This window comes from Burkholderia sp. Bp9016 (assembly GCF_003857765.1).
Lineage (GTDB): Bacteria > Pseudomonadota > Gammaproteobacteria > Burkholderiales > Burkholderiaceae > Burkholderia.
Map to the genome: position 1 here is coordinate 52,566 of NZ_QTPY01000017.1, position 15,886 is coordinate 68,451.

At 68.4% G+C, this 15,886-nt stretch carries 16 protein-coding genes; 11 read left to right on the top strand and 5 right to left on the bottom strand.

The window, feature by feature from the left end; translation table 11 throughout:
- Nucleotides 1-19: 19 nt before the first annotated feature.
- Together DIE13_RS21055 and DIE13_RS21065 are read left to right on the top strand one after the other, a co-directional pair.
- Nucleotides 20-799 carry a DeoR/GlpR family DNA-binding transcription regulator gene (locus tag DIE13_RS21055; protein ID WP_124828921.1) on the top strand — a complete coding sequence of 260 codons (780 nt, stop codon included), beginning with the start codon at nt 20-22 and terminating at the stop codon, nt 797-799.
- Nucleotides 800-1,100: 301 nt separating this feature from the next.
- Complete coding sequence (locus tag DIE13_RS21065) at nt 1,101-1,298, top strand: hypothetical protein (RefSeq protein ID WP_044846784.1); 198 nt, start codon at nt 1,101-1,103, stop codon at nt 1,296-1,298.
- Between the two features lie 89 nt (nt 1,299-1,387).
- Here the strand turns inward: DIE13_RS21065 and DIE13_RS21070 are convergent, their stop codons facing one another.
- On the bottom strand, nt 1,388-1,756 hold the full coding sequence (locus tag DIE13_RS21070) for a hypothetical protein (RefSeq protein WP_175751300.1): 369 nt from the start codon (nt 1,754-1,756) through the stop codon (nt 1,388-1,390).
- Nucleotides 1,757-1,919: 163 nt separating this feature from the next.
- Here DIE13_RS21070 and glpD point away from each other — a divergent pair, with 163 nt between their 5' ends.
- The 3 genes from glpD (at nt 1,920) to DIE13_RS21085 (ending at nt 5,848) form a co-directional block, all read left to right on the top strand.
- Nucleotides 1,920-3,443, top strand: coding sequence for a glycerol-3-phosphate dehydrogenase (gene glpD, locus DIE13_RS21075; protein ID WP_124828923.1), 1,524 nt, complete (start codon nt 1,920-1,922; stop codon nt 3,441-3,443).
- Between the two features lie 104 nt (nt 3,444-3,547).
- Nucleotides 3,548-5,050, top strand: coding sequence for a glycerol kinase GlpK (gene glpK, locus DIE13_RS21080; protein WP_124828924.1), 1,503 nt, complete (start codon nt 3,548-3,550; stop codon nt 5,048-5,050).
- A gap of 81 nt (nt 5,051-5,131) precedes the next feature.
- A complete protein-coding gene (locus DIE13_RS21085) occupies nt 5,132-5,848 on the top strand; it encodes an MIP/aquaporin family protein (protein WP_096507128.1) in 717 nt (238 codons plus the stop codon).
- A 100-nt stretch (nt 5,849-5,948) separates the two neighbouring features.
- Here DIE13_RS21085 and DIE13_RS21090 read toward each other — a convergent pair whose 3' ends face one another.
- Genes DIE13_RS21090 through DIE13_RS21100 form a run of 3 tightly spaced genes read right to left on the bottom strand, consistent with a single transcriptional unit; the run spans nt 5,949 to nt 8,685 of the window.
- Nucleotides 5,949-7,199 (bottom strand): NAD(P)/FAD-dependent oxidoreductase, encoded by a 1,251-nt coding sequence (locus DIE13_RS21090; RefSeq protein ID WP_124828926.1) that lies wholly within the window; start codon nt 7,197-7,199, stop codon nt 5,949-5,951.
- Between the two features lie 4 nt (nt 7,200-7,203).
- On the bottom strand, nt 7,204-7,512 hold the full coding sequence (locus tag DIE13_RS21095; RefSeq protein ID WP_124828928.1) for a non-heme iron oxygenase ferredoxin subunit: 309 nt from the start codon (nt 7,510-7,512) through the stop codon (nt 7,204-7,206).
- Between the two features lie 36 nt (nt 7,513-7,548).
- The gene (locus DIE13_RS21100; RefSeq protein WP_124828930.1) at nt 7,549-8,685 is read right to left on the bottom strand and encodes a fatty acid desaturase family protein; all 1,137 of its coding nucleotides are present in this window, start codon (nt 8,683-8,685) and stop codon (nt 7,549-7,551) included.
- A gap of 122 nt (nt 8,686-8,807) precedes the next feature.
- Between DIE13_RS21100 and DIE13_RS21105 the strand changes: the two genes are divergently transcribed.
- From DIE13_RS21105 to DIE13_RS21130, 6 genes are all read left to right on the top strand, one after another.
- Nucleotides 8,808-9,872, top strand: coding sequence for a LacI family DNA-binding transcriptional regulator (locus DIE13_RS21105; protein WP_124828932.1), 1,065 nt, complete (start codon nt 8,808-8,810; stop codon nt 9,870-9,872).
- Nucleotides 9,873-10,012: 140 nt separating this feature from the next.
- Nucleotides 10,013-11,047, top strand: coding sequence for a xylose isomerase (locus DIE13_RS21110; RefSeq protein WP_124828934.1), 1,035 nt, complete (start codon nt 10,013-10,015; stop codon nt 11,045-11,047).
- Between the two features lie 36 nt (nt 11,048-11,083).
- Entirely contained in the window at nt 11,084-11,914 is an 831-nt protein-coding gene (locus DIE13_RS21115) for a TIM barrel protein (RefSeq protein WP_124828936.1), read from the top strand.
- A gap of 130 nt (nt 11,915-12,044) precedes the next feature.
- A complete protein-coding gene (locus DIE13_RS21120; RefSeq protein ID WP_124828938.1) occupies nt 12,045-13,166 on the top strand; it encodes a porin in 1,122 nt (373 codons plus the stop codon).
- A 69-nt stretch (nt 13,167-13,235) separates the two neighbouring features.
- On the top strand, nt 13,236-14,222 hold the full coding sequence (iolG, locus tag DIE13_RS21125) for an inositol 2-dehydrogenase (protein ID WP_124828940.1): 987 nt from the start codon (nt 13,236-13,238) through the stop codon (nt 14,220-14,222).
- A gap of 185 nt (nt 14,223-14,407) precedes the next feature.
- Nucleotides 14,408-15,094, top strand: a complete 687-nt coding sequence (locus DIE13_RS21130) for an HAD family phosphatase (RefSeq protein ID WP_124828941.1) — start codon at nt 14,408-14,410, stop codon at nt 15,092-15,094.
- A 73-nt stretch (nt 15,095-15,167) separates the two neighbouring features.
- Here the strand turns inward: DIE13_RS21130 and ribB are convergent, their stop codons facing one another.
- The gene (gene ribB / locus DIE13_RS21135) at nt 15,168-15,878 is read right to left on the bottom strand and encodes a 3,4-dihydroxy-2-butanone-4-phosphate synthase (protein WP_096507126.1); all 711 of its coding nucleotides are present in this window, start codon (nt 15,876-15,878) and stop codon (nt 15,168-15,170) included.
- Between the last annotated feature and the right edge of the window lie 8 nt (nt 15,879-15,886).

Below are 15,886 nucleotides of genomic sequence, written 5' to 3' on the forward strand. Positions count from 1 at the left end.
ACGATCCGACCGCCGAGCCATGACCCGAGATCCTCGCCTCACCCTGAACGCGCGCCAGCAGGAATTGCTCGAATGGGTGCAGCGCGACGGCTTCGTGACCGTCGACGATCTCGCCGCGCACTTCGCGGTCACGCCGCAGACGATCCGCCGCGACGTGAACTGGCTCGCCGACCTGAACCTGCTGCGCCGCTACCACGGCGGCGCAAGCCTGCCGACCAGTTCCGAGAACGTGTCGTACACCGCGCGCCAGCGGATGTTCCACGACGAGAAGCGGCGCATCGCGGCGCTCGCGGCGTCGCACATCCCCGACCAGGCATCGTTGTTCATCAACCTCGGCACGACGACCGAGGAAGTCGCCCGCGCGCTGAACCGGCATCACGGGCTGCACGTGATCACGAACAACCTGAACGTCGCATCGATGATGAGCGGCTATCCGGACTGCGAGGTGCTGATCACGGGCGGCATCGTGCGGCCGTGGGACAAGGGCATCGTCGGCGAACTCGCGATCGACTTCATCCGCCAGTTCAAGGTCGACTACGCGATCATCGGCACGTCGGCGATCGAGGCCGACGGCACGCTGCGCGACTTCGACACGCGCGAGGTGCGCGTCGCCGAAGCGATCATGCAGCATGCGCGCACCGTCTATCTCGTCGCCGACCATTCGAAGGTCGACCGCCCCGCGCTGGTGCGCCAGGGGCACTTGAGCCAGGTGCATGCGCTCTTCACCGACAAGCCGCTGCCCCCCGAGATGGCCGATGCAGTCGCGGCCGCCGGTACCCAGGTGTACGTCGCGGAATGACGGTTGCAATGCTGCACCGCACCTGAAACTTCAAGTGAAATCAAGAAGTTGGCGCGCCGACCGGACCGCTTGCAGCTTGCGTGCCTGTCAAACTGAAAATTAACGGGGCACGATTTGTCGTTGCCCGCGCGCTCGACTAGACTCCAGTTCCCCGGCCCGTTCGCCCGATCCGCCCTGCCAAGGCGTGTGCGAATCCCAAGGCCGGCGAATACAGCTTTCCCCCCAAGCCATACCCTGCGGGGTATCGCGCACCGGCGCGTGTGCCGGCCGCGCGGGCAAACCGGTTGCCATGGAGAGAACGATGCTGAGTCCGCATGAATTCGCCACGCTACTGCTAGTGAAAGACGCCCCCGATCACGGCGACATGGATCGCGATGAACTCGACGCGCTGCTCGAACAGCAGCTCGTTCGACTGGAAGGACTGGGATCGGGACGCAAATACTGCGTGACCGAAACTGGCGACGCCGCGTTGCGATCGATCAAATGCCGCTATTCGTGAAGTCCCGCTGTTCCTGACCTGAGCGCGCCGGCCGGATTCCCGGCCGTGCCGCCTTCCCAGCTCGTTCCGCCTCCCGCAGCTTCTCCGCGTCAGCCGCCGCGCAGCGTCGGATCGACCGCGGCCCGCCAGCTCACCGCCTGCGCACGCGCGCCGTTGAAATACGCGACCCAGCCGGCACGCCCCGCCGCGTCCGGCGCCGCATAGTGCGTCGAAAGTTCGTTTACGAACGCACAATAGTTCGCTTGCGTCAGCCCGCGATACCGTTTCGCGACGTACGCGTCGTACAGCGTCGAATAGACAGGCTGCGCGTCCGCGCCCCAGTCGCGCGCGGCGCCGCCGCACGACGTCTGCAGGTCGACGAACGACGGCGCACGCCAGTTGCCGGCCAGCGGCGGGGTGCCGGCGGCGCATCCTGCCAGAACGACGGCGCACGCGCCGGCCCACATCCCAATACGCATGATTCACCTCGCGAAACGGTCGATTCCGCCAGTATCGTCCGGGATCGCGCCGCGCGCTACTGGCCCTGCTTTTTCGAACTTTACTTTTTCGATTTCGTTCGTTAAATTTCGAATTCGAACATTCCGTGTTCGCCAATTTCCATCAGACGATAAGGACAGCAGGGTGACTCAACCGAATCGCTACGATCTGCTCGTCGTCGGCGGCGGCATCAACGGCGCGGGCATCGCGCGCGATGCGGCCGGCCGCGGCCTGTCGGTCCTGCTCTGCGAGCAGGACGACCTCGCGTCGCACACGTCGTCGTGCAGCACGAAGCTGATTCACGGCGGCCTGCGCTATCTCGAATACAACGAATTCGGACTGGTGCGCAAAGCGCTGCAGGAGCGCGAGACGCTGCTGCGCGCGGCGCCGCACATCATGTGGCCGCTGCGCTTCGTGATGCCGCACATGCCGAACCTGAGGCCGGCGTGGCTGATCCGCATCGGCCTGTTCCTCTACGATCACCTCGCCAAACGCGAACTGCTGCCGGGCTCGCGCGGCATCGACATGCGGCGCCATGCGGCCGGCGCGCCGCTGATCGACTCGATCAAGCGCGGCTTCGTGTATTCGGACGGCTGGGTCGACGACGCACGCCTCGTCGTGCTGAACGCGCTCGATGCGCAGGAGCGCGGCGCCGAGATCCTGACGCGCACGAAGCTCGTATCCGCCGAACGCCACGGCGACGAATGGGAAGCACGGCTGCAGCACGCGGACGGTTCGATCCGCGTCGTGCACGCGCGCGCGGTCGCGAACGCGGCCGGCCCGTGGGTCGGCGACGTGCTGCACGGCGCGCTGGGCCGCGGCGCGCATCACAGCGTGCGGCTCGTGAAGGGCAGCCACATCGTCACGCGGCGCCTGTTCGATCATGACCACGCCTACATCTTCCAGAACCCGGACAAGCGGATCATCTTCGCGATTCCGTACGAACACGACTTCACGCTGATCGGCACGACCGACGTCGAATACACGAGCGATCCCGCGAAGGTCGCGATCGACCGCGACGAGACGCAGTATCTGTGCGAGTCGATCAACCGCTACTTCAAGCGCAAGATCTCACCGGCCGACGTGCACTGGACCTATTCGGGCGTGCGTCCGCTGCTCGAGGACGAGAACGCGGCGAACGCATCGGCCGTCACGCGCGACTACCGCCTCGAGATGGACGACGGCGCCGGTGCGCCGCTGCTGTCGGTGTTCGGCGGCAAGATCACGACGTTCCGCAAGCTCGCCGAGGAAGCCGGCGACATGCTGTGCCGCGCGCTCGGCCGCGATGCGAAGACGTGGACGGCCGGCGCCCCCCTGCCGGGCGGCGACATCGCGAACGCGAAGTTCGACGCATTCGCCGGCGCGTTCGCGAAACGCCATCCGTGGCTGCCTGCCGCACTTGCACGCCGTTATGCGCGTGCGTACGGCACGCGTGCGGAGCGCGTGATCGATGGCGCGAAGTCGCTCGCCGACCTGGGCGCCGAGATCGCACCGGGCATTCACGACGCCGAACTGCGCTACCTGCGCGACGTCGAATGGGCGACCTGCGCGCAGGACGTGCTGTGGCGCCGCTCGAAGCTCGGCCTGCACGTCACGCCGGGCACGCTCGACGCCGTGACGGCCGCGATCGACGCGTGGTTCGCCGCCGTGCACGCACCGCACGCCTGATTCCGATTGCAGTAGCAGTTGCGTTACCGACGTTGACTCACCGACGCGCCGCCACACGCGGCGCGCATCACAACTACGCCAATCCACGGATGGAGATGAGAGACATGCAGGATCAGTACATCCTCGCGCTTGACCAGGGCACGACGAGCTCCCGCGCAATGCTGTTCGATCGCCAGGGCAACATCGTATCGATCGCCCAGAAGGAATTCGAACAGATCTACCCGCAACCCGGCTGGGTCGAGCACGACCCGCAGGAAATCTGGTCGACGCAGGCGGGCGTCGCCGCCGAAGCGGTCACGCGCACCGGCCTGAACGGCACGTCGATCGCCGCGATCGGCATCACCAACCAGCGCGAGACGACCATCGTCTGGGATCGCGAGACGGGCCAGCCGGTGTACAACGCGATCGTCTGGCAGGACCGCCGCACCGCCGACTTCTGCGATTCTCTGAAGAAGCAGGGCCTCGAGGCGAAGGTGCGCGCGAAGACCGGCCTGCCGATCGACTCGTACTTCTCCGCTACCAAGATCCGATGGATCCTCGACAACGTGCCGGGCGCGCGCGAGAAGGCGCGCCAGGGCAAGCTCGCCTTCGGCACCGTCGACAGCTGGCTCGTATGGAACTTCACGAAGCACGAGCTGCACGTGACCGACGTGACGAACGCATCGCGCACGATGCTGTTCAACATCCACACGCGCGAGTGGGACAGCGAGCTGCTCGAACTGCTCGACATCCCGCGCAACATGCTGCCGGAAGTGAAGGCGTCGTCGGAAATCTACGGCCACACGAAGACCACCGTGTTCGCATCGAAGATTCCGCTCGCGGGCATCGCCGGCGACCAGCACGCGGCGCTGTTCGGCCAGATGTGCACGACCTCGGGCATGGTGAAGAACACCTACGGCACCGGCTGCTTCCTGATGATGAACACCGGCAACAAGCCGATCGAGTCGAAGAACAACCTCGTGACGACGATCGCGTGGCAGATCGGCGACGACGTGCAGTACGCGCTCGAGGGCAGCATCTTCATCGCTGGCGCGGTCGTGCAGTGGCTGCGCGACGGCGTCGGCATCATCAAGACGGCCGCCGAAATCGAAGCGCTCGCCGCGAGCGTGCCGCACACCGACGGCGTCTATCTCGTGCCGGCGTTCGCGGGCCTCGGCGCGCCGCACTGGAACGCACGGGCACGCGGTTCGGTGTTCGGCGTCACGCGCGGCACGACGTCCGCGCACCTCGCACGCGCGGCGCTCGACGCAATCGCCTACCAGTCGCTCGATGTGCTGGCCGCGATGGAGGCCGACTCGGGCATCAGCATCGGCGAGCTGCGCGTGGACGGCGGCGCAAGCGCGAACAACCTGCTGATGCAGTTCCAGGCCGACCTGCTCGGCGTCGACGCGGTGCGTCCGCAGATCACCGAGACGACCGCGCTCGGCGCGGCCTACCTCGCGGGGCTCGCGATCGGCTACTGGAAGAACCTCGACGAAGTGCGCAGCCAGTGGCAGCTCGATCGCCGCTTCTCGCCGTCGATGCCGAAGGAGCAGGTCGAACGCTGCATGGCCGGCTGGCAACGCGCGGTGCGCGCCGCCAAGGCGTGGGCCGACGACGCGCAGTAATCGCAAACAATCCAGAGAAATACAACAACATCGGCGGACCGCGCAGCGCGCGAGTCCGCCGCGACTTACGAGAGACAAATCATGTCACCTTATATTGCAGAATTCATCGGCACCGCGATCCTCGTGCTGCTCGGCAACGGCGCGGTCGCAAACGTGCTGCTTGCGAAGACCAAGGGCAAAGGCGCGGACCTGATCGTGATCGTGATGGGCTGGGCGATGGCCGTGTTCGTCGCCGTCTACGTGACCGCGTCGTTCAGCGGCGCGCACCTGAACCCGATCGTGACGATCAGCCTTGCGCTCGCGGGCAAGTTCGCGTGGTCGAAAGTCGGCGGCTACATCCTCGCGCAGATGCTCGGCGGGATGGCCGGCTCGCTGCTCGTGTGGCTCGCGTATCGCCAGCACTTCGCGAAGGAAGTCGACGCCGACCTGAAGCTCGCGGTGTTCTGCACGGCGCCCGCGATCCGCAGCGTCACGCACAACGTGCTGACCGAAGCGATCTGTACGTTCGTGCTGATCCTCGGCGTGCTGTATCTGGCCTCGCCGCAAGTCGGCCTCGGCGCGCTCGACGCGCTGCCCGTCGGCCTCCTGGTGCTCGGCATCGGCATCTCGCTCGGCGGCCCGACCGGCTATGCGATGAGCCCGGCGCGCGACCTGTCGCCGCGCATCATGCATGCGCTGCTGCCGATCCCCGGCAAGCGCGACAGCGACTGGCGCTATGCGTGGGTGCCCGTGATCGGCCCGCTGCTCGGCGGCGCCGCGGCCGCCGGCCTGTATCTGCATCTGCACGCGATGGCCTGACCGCACTGCCATTCGCCACATTCGCCACATTCGCCACATCCGGCGCGCGGCATAGGTTGCCGCGCGCTACCCTCCTTCCCCTCCCCTCGCACCTGCGCCGCTAGCGATCGCGCGCGGCCGGCACCAGAGACTTCAGCTTCACGCCCGGATCGGCAACCGCCGCCGGCGTCACGTCGATCGCGCGCTCGACCAGTATCCTCGCCACGCGCATTTCCTTCACGAAAGCCGACGCGCGACCGAAGCCGCTCGCCGCGACGAGCCGCTCGCCCGCGTCGAAATGGAAATGGATTTCGGCGTCGTCGCCGAGCACGCGCGCGACCGTCCGCTCGCCGAGCGCCGGCTCGCCGGCCACCTGCAGCTGCGCGTCGTATTGATCGGACCAGAACCATGGCGTGTCGCGATACGCTTCGTCGGCGCCGAGCATGTTGCGCGCCGCGACGCGCGCCTGCGTTTCGGCACCGTGCCACGTCTCCTGACGCACGAGCCGCCCCGACACGCCGCTCGGGAACACCGCGACGTCGCCGGCCGCATAGATGCCGCGTGCCGACGTCTCGAGCCGCGCGCTCACGACGATCCCGCGATCGACCGCCAGACCCGCGTCGCGCGCCAACTCGTCGGCCGGCTCGATCCCGATGCCGGCCACGACCGTATCGGCGATCAGCGTGTCGCCGTCGTCGAGCACGACGGCCAGCGCACCGTCGGCCGTGCGCTCGATCGCGACCGGCCGGCGCTTCAGGCCGATCGCCACGCCGTGCTGCGCGTGAAGCGCATGCACGCGCATGGCAATCGGCGCCGGCACCGCGCGCCCGAGCAGGCGCGGCGCCGCATCGAGCACCGTCACGCGGCAGCCGCGCAAGCGCGCCGACGCCGCGACCTCGAGGCCGATGAAGCCGCCGCCGATGAGCACGACCCGCGCATCGGGCACGAGCCGGCCGCCGAGCGCCGCCGCATCGTCGAGCGTGCGCAACGCGAATACGCCGTCGAGTTCCGCACCCGGAATCGCGAGGCGGCGCGCGCGGCCGCCGGTCGCGAGCAGCAGCGCGTCGTAATCGAATCGGCGGCCGCCCGACACGTGCAACTCCCGCGCCACCGGATCGATCCGCTCGACCGTCGCGACGATCGGCTCGATGTCGTCGGCACGCCATGCGTCCGGATCGCGCAGCCCGCATTGCGCCGCACTGCGTTCGCCGGTCAGCACGCCTTTCGACAGCGGCGGCCGCTCGTACGGCAGGTGCGGCTCGGCACCGATCAGCACGATGCGCCCGCGCCAGCCGCCTTCGCGCAGCACCTGCGCCGCGCGGCCACCCGCATGGCCCGCGCCGACGATCGCCATTACACGGTCGTTCGTCATCGCGTCACACCTCGATCAGGATGCGGCCGTCCTCGACCTTCGCGCGATAGGTGCGCAGCTTCTCGCAGGCGGGGGCCGACAGCGCCCGGCCGTCGCGCACGTCGAAGCGCCCGTTGTGCTTCGGGCATTCGATCACGTGGTCGAGCACGAGCCCGTCCGCGAGATGCACGCGCTCATGCGTGCACAGGCCATCGCTTGCGTACACGTTCCCGTCGATCCGGTAGATCGCGTACGTGCGGCCGTCGTGGTCGAAGCGCGCGACGTCTTCATCGTCGATATCGTCGAGTGCGCCGGTGTCGATCCATTGCGTCATGATGCGTGTCTCCCTGGCTGGAATGTTCGATGTCCGTCACGCGCGCGCCGCACCCGGCACCGGCCGCACGACGTGATGGGACGGATCGCGCGTCTGCCGGATCAGCGCCGGCACGATCTCCGCATACGCGGCCACGGTGCTGCGGTACGGCGGCGGCATGTCGGCCTTCACCGCGTCGTGCAGCGCCGGCAGCGCATGAAACGGCACCATCGGGAACATGTGATGTTCGACGTGGTAGTTCATGTTCCAGTACAGGAAGCGGAACACCGGATTCATCATCACGGTCCGGCAGTTGCGCCGATGGTCGAGCACGTTCTCGGGCATGCCGGCGTGCTGGGTGAGGCCGAAGTACAGGTACAGCCACGCGCCGTAGAGACTCGGCAGTCCGATGTATAGCAGCGGCAGGATCGTGCGCCAGTACAGCGACGCACCGATCACGAGTGTGTAGACGGCCAGATGGATGCGCGCCTCGCGCACGACCTTCGGCCATTCCGAGTCCGGCACGTACGTGCGCGCCTCGTCGTCGAGCCGGCCGGCGAACGCGAGCGCGATCATCTTGCGCAGCTCGCTCGCCACGTGCTTCAGCGCGACCACGTTCAACGCGAGTCCGAGCCAGTCGGTCGGCTTCGGCGCGGCGATTTCCGGATCGCGCCCGACCACCAGCGTGTCGGTGTGATGCCGCGCGTGGCTCCAGCGCCAGACCGTCGCGCGGCGGAACACCTGGAACGACGCGACCTGGTACAGCACGTCGTTCATCCAGCGCGTGCGAAATGCCGTGCCGTGCCCGCATTCGTGCCAGCGCGAGTCGGCCGGGCTGCAGTACAGCGTGCCGTACACGAAGAACGCGGGAATCGCCCACGCCGAATGCGCGCGCCATGCGAGCCACGCAAGCACGCCGCTCGCGACGATCGCCGCGTACCAGATCAGCGTGTCGCGGATTGCGCGCGCATCGTCGCGCTGCATCAATTGCTTCATCACCGGCCGCGGCACCGGGCACCGGTACCAGTCGGCGTTGGCGAGCCCCGCCGCCCGTGCGCGCTCGCCGGCGCCGCCGATCATTCGGTATTCCCGGCGGTGCGCCGCCGCGGTGCGCTCGTGCGCCTGGTCGTCCGTATGGGCCACTCGTGTCTCCTGGTTTCTCGTTCGCGGGAAGCGCGGCGAGCGCTTCGGCATGGAGCCAAAATTAGGCGACGGCCCTGCCCCGCTCAATCGAAACGTTGACGAAATTTCGCCATCGCTTTAGCGTTCCGGACAGCGCCACACCCCGCTGGCGACGACACAGGATGGAGACGACCATGGCCGACCCTACCGGGCCACGCTGGCGCAAGCGCACCGCACGCTTCGACGAGATCGCCGCGCTCGCCGGCGTCAGCACGACCACCGTCGACCGCGTGCTGAACGAGCGCGGCAGCGTGTCCGCGAACGCACGCGAGCGGGTGGTCGCGGCCGCCCGCCAGCTCGGCGTGCCGCGCCAGTTGCCCGACACGCGGCACGGGCTGCTCCATGTCGACGTGCTGCTGCCGGACACCGACACGCCGTTCTTCCGGCGGCTGCAGCAGGCGCTGCAACGCTCGCTGCAGATGCTCGACCGGCGCGTGGTCGTACACCGGACCATCCTGCCTGCCGCGGACGACGAACGCGCCGCCGCGCTGATCGAGCGGCCCGCGTACCGGCGCGCGGCGCTGATCGTCACCGCACGCGACACGCCGCGCGTGCACGACGCACTGGCCGGTGCGATCGCGCGCGGCGAGACCGTGGTCACGATGGTCACCGACATCGGCGGCATCTCGCGCGTGCACTACGCGGGCATCGACAACTATCGCGCCGGGCGCACGGCCGGCTACTACCTCGGCCGCCTCGCACCGCACCCGGGCCGCGTGCTGCTGCTGGGCGGACGCATGGGCTATCGCGCGCACGCCGACCGGATGGCCGGCTGTGTCGACCAGCTGACCGACGCATTCGCCGACCTCGGCTGCGACGAGCCGCCGGTCGAAACGCTCGACCAGGACGACCGCTGCTATCGCGCGGTGACGAACGCGCTGCACGCGCACGGCGACATCGTCGGGATCTACAACAGCGGTGCGGGCTCCGCCGGCATCGAGGCCGCGCTGCGCAAGGCGGGCGCGGCCGGGCGCGTCGTCTGGATCGGGCACGAGATGATCGATCTGCACCGCACGTACATCGAAGCCGGCTCGATGGACATCGCGATCGACCAGGATCCCGACGGCCAGGCGATCTCCGCGCTGCAGCACGTGCTGCATGCGTGCGGCATCGTCGAACAGCCGCCGCCCGCCGACCCGGTCGAGTTCCGCGTGTTCTGTTCGGCCAACGTGCGCACCAGCCCGTATCTGCAGGGCTGACGCACACCGCGCCGCGCACCCGATGCACGGCGCAAAAATCGACCGCCGCATTGGCGATTTTTCGTCAACGTTTGTCATGCAGCCGGCCCGGCACGTCCGTACATTTGGCAGCCATCCAGGACAACGACGGACGGCAGGCGATGGCTGAAGCGATCCTCATCGGCGTGAACCTCGACGGCGTGCTCGAACACGACGGCCTGCCGCTGCCCACGCCCGCCGAGCGGTTCCGGATGATCGCCGGCGCCGGCGTGTTCGACTATGTCGAAAAGAACCCGGTGCGCGGCGAGGACCTGTCGCCGTATTTCGCGCTGGTCGACCGGCACGCGCTGCCGATTCGCGCGATCGGCGGCATCTGGCGCGCCGGCCGCGACGAAGCGCACGTCGCCGAGATCGTCGACGCCGGTGCGCGGTTCGGCAGCACGGTGCTCAACTGCCAGCTGTACGCGCACCACGCGCACGGCCATCCGCTGTCGGACCGCGAAGTCGCCGATTTCTACCTGCGCGCATACGAACGCGGCGAGCCGGTCGGCTGCCTGCCGAGCCTCGAAGTGCACGTCGACATGTGGAGCGAGGATTTCACGCGCGTGGCACGTGTCGCGCGGCACGTCGAGCAGGCCGGCGTGCCGTTCCGGATCACGCTCGACCATTCGCACCTGCTGTTCAAGATCGGCAACCGCGCCGAACTCGACGCGTCGGGCCTGCACGAGCCGGCCGACAGCGCGTACCGCCTGCTCGCCCCGACGTCGCCGTCGGCCCTCTACGCCGACTGGATCGCGCGCGGCTGGGTTCGCCATGCTCATGCGCGCAGCGTGATTCCGAACAACCCGGAGAACCGCTGGATGCGCCGCGCGGACGGACGGCCCGGCCGCGGAATCCAGTACCCGTTCGTCGCGCCGCCACCGGGCACCTATCACGGCGAGTGGCGCGCCGCGTCGCTCGACACGTGGAAAACGGCGCTACGGCGCCTGCTGCAGTGGCAGGTTCATGCACGGCCGGCGCGGCTCGAGCAGATCAGCTGCGAGTTCATCCCGTTTCCCGACTACGGCGGCGGCGCCCGCTATTCGATCTTCGACAACAACGTCGCGTGCGCGCAATGGCTGCGCGACACGTGGCGCGCGCTCGCGTCGGCACCGGACGCCGTACCGGCCGGCAACCCCGCGCGCAGCTTCGCCTGATTCGCCCTGCCCCACCCGAGACCCGAGGAGACAACGATGACGCAACACGCATTCCACTTTTCGCTGAACCGGATGAGCGCGCCGCGCCTGCCGCTCGACCGCTATGTCGCGCTATGCAGGCGACTCGGCGTCGACACGATCGAGATCCGCAACGATCTGGACGGCGTCGAGATCACCGACGGCACGCCGGCCGCCGCGGTGCGCGCGGCGGCCGAAGCCGGCGGCGTGACGATCCTGACGATCAACGCGCTGCAGCGCTTCGAGCAATGGAGCGCCGAGCGCGCGGACGAAGCGACCGTGCTCGCCGACTACGCCGCGCAATGCGGCGCGCGTGCGCTGGTGCTGTGCCCGACCAACAGCCGCGCCGACTCGCGCGACGCCGACGCACGCCATGCGGATCTCGTGACGGCGCTGAAGGCGCTCAAGCCGATCCTCGATGCGCGCGGCCTGCTGGGTTTCATCGAACCGCTCGGCTTCGAGGAATGCGCGCTGCGCCGCAAGTCGGACGCGGTGAAGGGCATCTACGCGGCAGCCGGCGAACAGGTGTTCCGGCTCGTGCACGACACGTTCCACCATCACCTGGCGGGCGAAGACATCTTCTTCCCGAACCTGACGGGCCTCGTGCACATCTCGGGCGTCGAGGAAAGCGACCTGCCGGTCGACCGGATGCGCGACGGCCATCGTGTGCTGGTCGGCGGCGCCGACCGGCTCGGTAACGTCCGGCAACTGCGCGAACTGCTCGCGCGCAGCTATCGGGGCGCATTCTCGTTCGAGCCGTTCGCGAACGAAATCGCCGAAGCCGACGACATCGAAGACCGGCTGCGGGCGAGCATCGATTACGTCCGCGGCGAGCTGGCCGCCCGCTGAGCGAGCGCGGCGGCGCAGGCCGCCGCGACACGCTTCGTGCCAGGCATCACGCCGCGCCCGAAGAGGCGCGCGATGCAACGCCGGCCAGCAAGACAATCCACAACAAAACGACGCAAGGTCTGGAGACGACATGAAACGAATCGCGCTTACCGCGCTTGGCTGCTCAGGAATCCTCTGTTATTCGCCTGCGTTCGCGCAGACGTCGGTCACGCTGTACGGCGTCGCCGACGCCGGCCTCGACTACGTGAGCCAGGTGCAAACCGGCAACGGCACCACCGCGTCGCGGTTGCGTGCGCAAAGCAGCGACTGGGGCGCGAGCCGGTTCGGGCTGCTCGGCCAGGAAGACATCGGCGGCGGCTACCGCGTGATCTTCAACCTCGAATCGGGCACCAACCTGATGTCGGGCACGGCGGGCGACGGCAACGGCCGCCTGTTCAGCCGCAAGGCGCTCGTCGGCGTGCGCAACGATCGGCTCGGCACGCTGACGTTCGGTCGCAACCTGTTCATCGCGAACGACCAGTGGGACATGGACCCGCTGCTGCAACAGGCATATTCGGCCACCGCGCTGGTGCGCAGCCGCAACGTGCCGATCACGAGCAACAACATCGAGTACCGGTCGCCGTCGTGGAACGGCTTCAGCCTGCATGCGCAGTACGCGCTCGGCAACCAGGCCGGCGGCTTCAACCTGGGCGCGGCGAACGAGTACGGCCGTAGCGACGGGGTCCAGCTCACGTACCGCAACGACTTCGTGATGCTGCGCGCGATGTACGACGAACTGCGCGACGCGAACGGCCGGATGAGCAACGTGTTCACGAGCTCGCGCGAAGTCTTCGCCGGTGCGAATCTCTATTGGCGCGCGCTGACGTTGCAGGCCGCCTACACGCACCTGAACGCGCCGGACACACCCGCCGGCCTCGCGCGCAACGCGGATCACTACTGGATCGGCGCACAGTATCGCGTGACGCCCGTGCTGTCGCTCGGCGGCGCCGCGTACTACGTGCACGTCGGTTCCGGCGCGGGCGATGCGACGCACGATCCGTCCGGCCATGCGTCGATGTTCGCGCTCGGCGGCGCATACAGCCTGTCCAAGCGGACGCTGCTCTACGCGACCGTCGCCCACGTGCGCAACGCGAGCGGCTCGAATTTCTCGGTCGCGAACAACAACCCCGGCAGCGACAACGACAACCTCGCGAATCCGCTGCCGGGCCGTTCGCAGACCGGCGTGAACCTCGGCATCAACCATTCGTTTTGATGGGCAACGCGGGCCACGGCCAACGCGCCGCGCCCGAACGGAAGACAACGGAGTCAACAGGAGAGCAGCATGATCGAATTCGCTTTGTTCGGCGCGGGAAGAATCGGGAAGATCCACGCGGCCAATCTGGCACGCCATCCGGGCGCGAAGCTCAAATACGTGGTCGACCGGCACGCGCCGTCGGCCGACGCGCTCGCGCATGCGCACGGCGCGCAGGTCGCCGACGTCGAACGCGCGCTAGGCGACGCATCCGTGCAGGCCGTCGTGATCGCGTCGAGCACCGACACGCACGCCGACCTGATCGTCGCGGCGGCGAACGCGGGCAAGGCGGTGTTCTGCGAGAAGCCGGTCGACCTCACCGTCGCGCGCTCGCGCGAATGCGCGGACGTCGTGCGACGCCGCGGCGTGACCTGCATGATCGGCTTCCAGCGCCGCTTCGATCCGACTTTCGCCGCGCTGAAGGCACGCGTCGAGCGCGGCGATATCGGCGTGCCGGAAATGCTGGTCGTCACGAGCCGCGACCCCGGCGCGCCGCCCGCCGACTATATCCGCAGCTCGGGCGGCATCTTCAAGGACATGCTGATCCACGACTTCGACGTGTTCCGCTGGATCCTCGGCGACGAAGCGCAGACGCTGCATGCGACCGGCAGTTGCCTGACCGATCCGGCCGTGCGCGACGCAGGCGACATCGATTCGACGGCCGTCACGATCCGCACGCGGCGCGGGCTGCTGTGCCAGATCAACACGTCGCGCCGCGCAGCTTACGGCTACGACCAGCGCTTCGAGCTGCTCGGCAGCCTCGGGATGCTGCAGGCCGGCAACGTGCGGCCGACCGAAGTCGCCGCGTGGTCCGCGAACGGCGTTGCAACGGACGTGCCGGAGCCATTCTTCCTCGAGCGCTACCGGCATGCGTACGCGGCCGAGATCGCGCACTTCGTCGATGCGCTGCGCGACGGCACGCCCGTCAGGACGACGATCGACGACGGGCTGGCCGCGCTCGAGCTGGCCGAGGCGGCAATGACGTCGTGGCAAACGGGGCGCGTGGTCGAGGTGTGACGCCTGCACAGCGGCGGCCGGCGCGAGCGGGCCGCCGCTGTGCAGCAGCGCGAGCCGGCACGCGTGAGCGGCACGGGATCGACGCGACGGTGAAGGCAGCCGGCCGAACGGCTCGCGGAGCATCGGCGAAAGCACGTATCATGGCGGCATGATCGGCGTCGCCGACACCCCGCTTCTTCACCATCATGCTCGATCACCTCATCTGCGACTGCGACGGCGTACTCGTCGACAGCGAAGTCATCGCCGACCGCGTATTGCTCGAAACGCTGTCCGCCACGTTCCCGCACCTCGATTTCGAAGCCGCCGCGAAATCCGCGTTCGGCCAGCAGACATCACGCTTTCTCGCCGGACTCGAAGCGCATTTCGCGATCCGGATGCCCGAGAACTTCATCGAAACCATCGAGCACAACATCGAGATCGCACTCGCACAGTCGCTCGCGCCGATCACCGGCGTGCGCGATGCATTGCTGAAGGTCGGCCTGCCTGCCGCAGTGGTCTCGAACAGCCGGCTCGTGCGTGTGCGCAACTCGCTGAAGCGCGCGTCGTTGACCGAAATCTTCGGAGACCGCGTGTTCAGCTCCGAGCAGGTCGCGCGGCCGAAGCCCTACCCCGACGTGTACCTGCATGCGGCGCAAACACTTGGCGTCGCGCCGGTGCGCTGCATCGTCGTCGAAGACAGCGTATCGGGCCTGAACGCCGCGCGCGCGGCCGGGATGAAGACGATCGCGTTCGTCGGCGCGAGCCACATCCCCGACAACTACGCGGATGCGCTGCGCGCGATGGGCATCACGCGGATCATGCGCAAGATGGATGAACTGCCGGCGCTCGTCGCGGCCGGCCAGCGCGGCGAATTCGGCGACGTGCAGTCCTGACGGCCGGCGCTCGCGTGCGCCGATGCGCGCGCGCCGTCTCGCGGGCGCATCGATGCGCCCGCTGCCTTCCCCGTCAGGCCGGTTCGCAGCAACGCTCGCGCGCAGCCGCCAGCGCCTCGCGGAATTCGACCAGTTCGGCGATCGTCAGCATCGGCAGGCCGTGCTGCTGCGCGAAACGCTCGACGTCGTCGCCGCGCGTCATCGTGCCGTCCGGATTCATCAGTTCGCACAGCACGCCCGCCGGCTTCAGGCCCGCGAGGATCGACAGGTCGACCGTGCCTTCGGTATGACCGCGGCGCGCCAGCACGCCGCCCGGCTGCGCACGCAGCGGGAACACGTGGCCGGGGCGCACGATGTCGTACGGCTTCGCATCGTCGGCGATCGCCGCGCGAATCGTCGTCACGCGGTCGGCCGCGGACACGCCGGTGTGCACGCCTTCGCGCGCCTCGATCGATACGGTGAATGCGGTGCCGTTGCGGCTCTCGTTGGTCTGCACCATCGGCGGCAGCTCGAGCGCGCGCACCTGATCGTCGGTCAGGCACAGGCACACGATGCCGCTGCATTCGCGGATCAGCAGCGCCATCGTCTCGGGCGTGATGCGCTCGGCGGCGACGATCAGGTCGGCCTCGTTTTCGCGGTCGTGATCGTCCTGCAACACGACGGCACGGCCCGCACGCATCGCGTCGAGCGCGGCGGCGATGCGCGGCGGCACCGGTTCGGAATCGAGCAACGGGAGATCGGCAAAGGCGTCGGACGGTGCCGACGAAACGGACATCAAGGACATGTGAAACG

Bases quoted from the DNA above. Each gene is read 5' to 3' on its own strand.
- DIE13_RS21105 (WP_124828932.1), top strand. From the start codon at position 8,808: ATGGCCGACCCTACCGGGCCACGCTGGCGCAAGCGCACCGCACGCTTC.
- glpK (WP_124828924.1), top strand. From the start codon at position 3,548: ATGCAGGATCAGTACATCCTCGCGCTTGACCAGGGCACGACGAGCTCC.
- DIE13_RS21100 (WP_124828930.1), bottom strand. From the start codon at position 8,685: ATGCCGAAGCGCTCGCCGCGCTTCCCGCGAACGAGAAACCAGGAGACA.
- iolG (WP_124828940.1), top strand. From the start codon at position 13,236: ATGATCGAATTCGCTTTGTTCGGCGCGGGAAGAATCGGGAAGATCCAC.
- DIE13_RS21085 (WP_096507128.1), top strand. From the start codon at position 5,132: ATGTCACCTTATATTGCAGAATTCATCGGCACCGCGATCCTCGTGCTG.
- DIE13_RS21120 (WP_124828938.1), top strand. From the start codon at position 12,045: ATGAAACGAATCGCGCTTACCGCGCTTGGCTGCTCAGGAATCCTCTGT.
- DIE13_RS21115 (WP_124828936.1), top strand. From the start codon at position 11,084: ATGACGCAACACGCATTCCACTTTTCGCTGAACCGGATGAGCGCGCCG.
- DIE13_RS21110 (WP_124828934.1), top strand. From the start codon at position 10,013: ATGGCTGAAGCGATCCTCATCGGCGTGAACCTCGACGGCGTGCTCGAA.
- DIE13_RS21070 (WP_175751300.1), bottom strand. From the start codon at position 1,756: ATGCGTATTGGGATGTGGGCCGGCGCGTGCGCCGTCGTTCTGGCAGGA.
- DIE13_RS21065 (WP_044846784.1), top strand. From the start codon at position 1,101: ATGCTGAGTCCGCATGAATTCGCCACGCTACTGCTAGTGAAAGACGCC.
- DIE13_RS21090 (WP_124828926.1), bottom strand. From the start codon at position 7,199: ATGACGAACGACCGTGTAATGGCGATCGTCGGCGCGGGCCATGCGGGT.
- ribB (WP_096507126.1), bottom strand. From the start codon at position 15,878: ATGTCCTTGATGTCCGTTTCGTCGGCACCGTCCGACGCCTTTGCCGAT.
- DIE13_RS21095 (WP_124828928.1), bottom strand. From the start codon at position 7,512: ATGACGCAATGGATCGACACCGGCGCACTCGACGATATCGACGATGAA.
- DIE13_RS21130 (WP_124828941.1), top strand. From the start codon at position 14,408: ATGCTCGATCACCTCATCTGCGACTGCGACGGCGTACTCGTCGACAGC.
- DIE13_RS21055 (WP_124828921.1), top strand. From the start codon at position 20: ATGACCCGAGATCCTCGCCTCACCCTGAACGCGCGCCAGCAGGAATTG.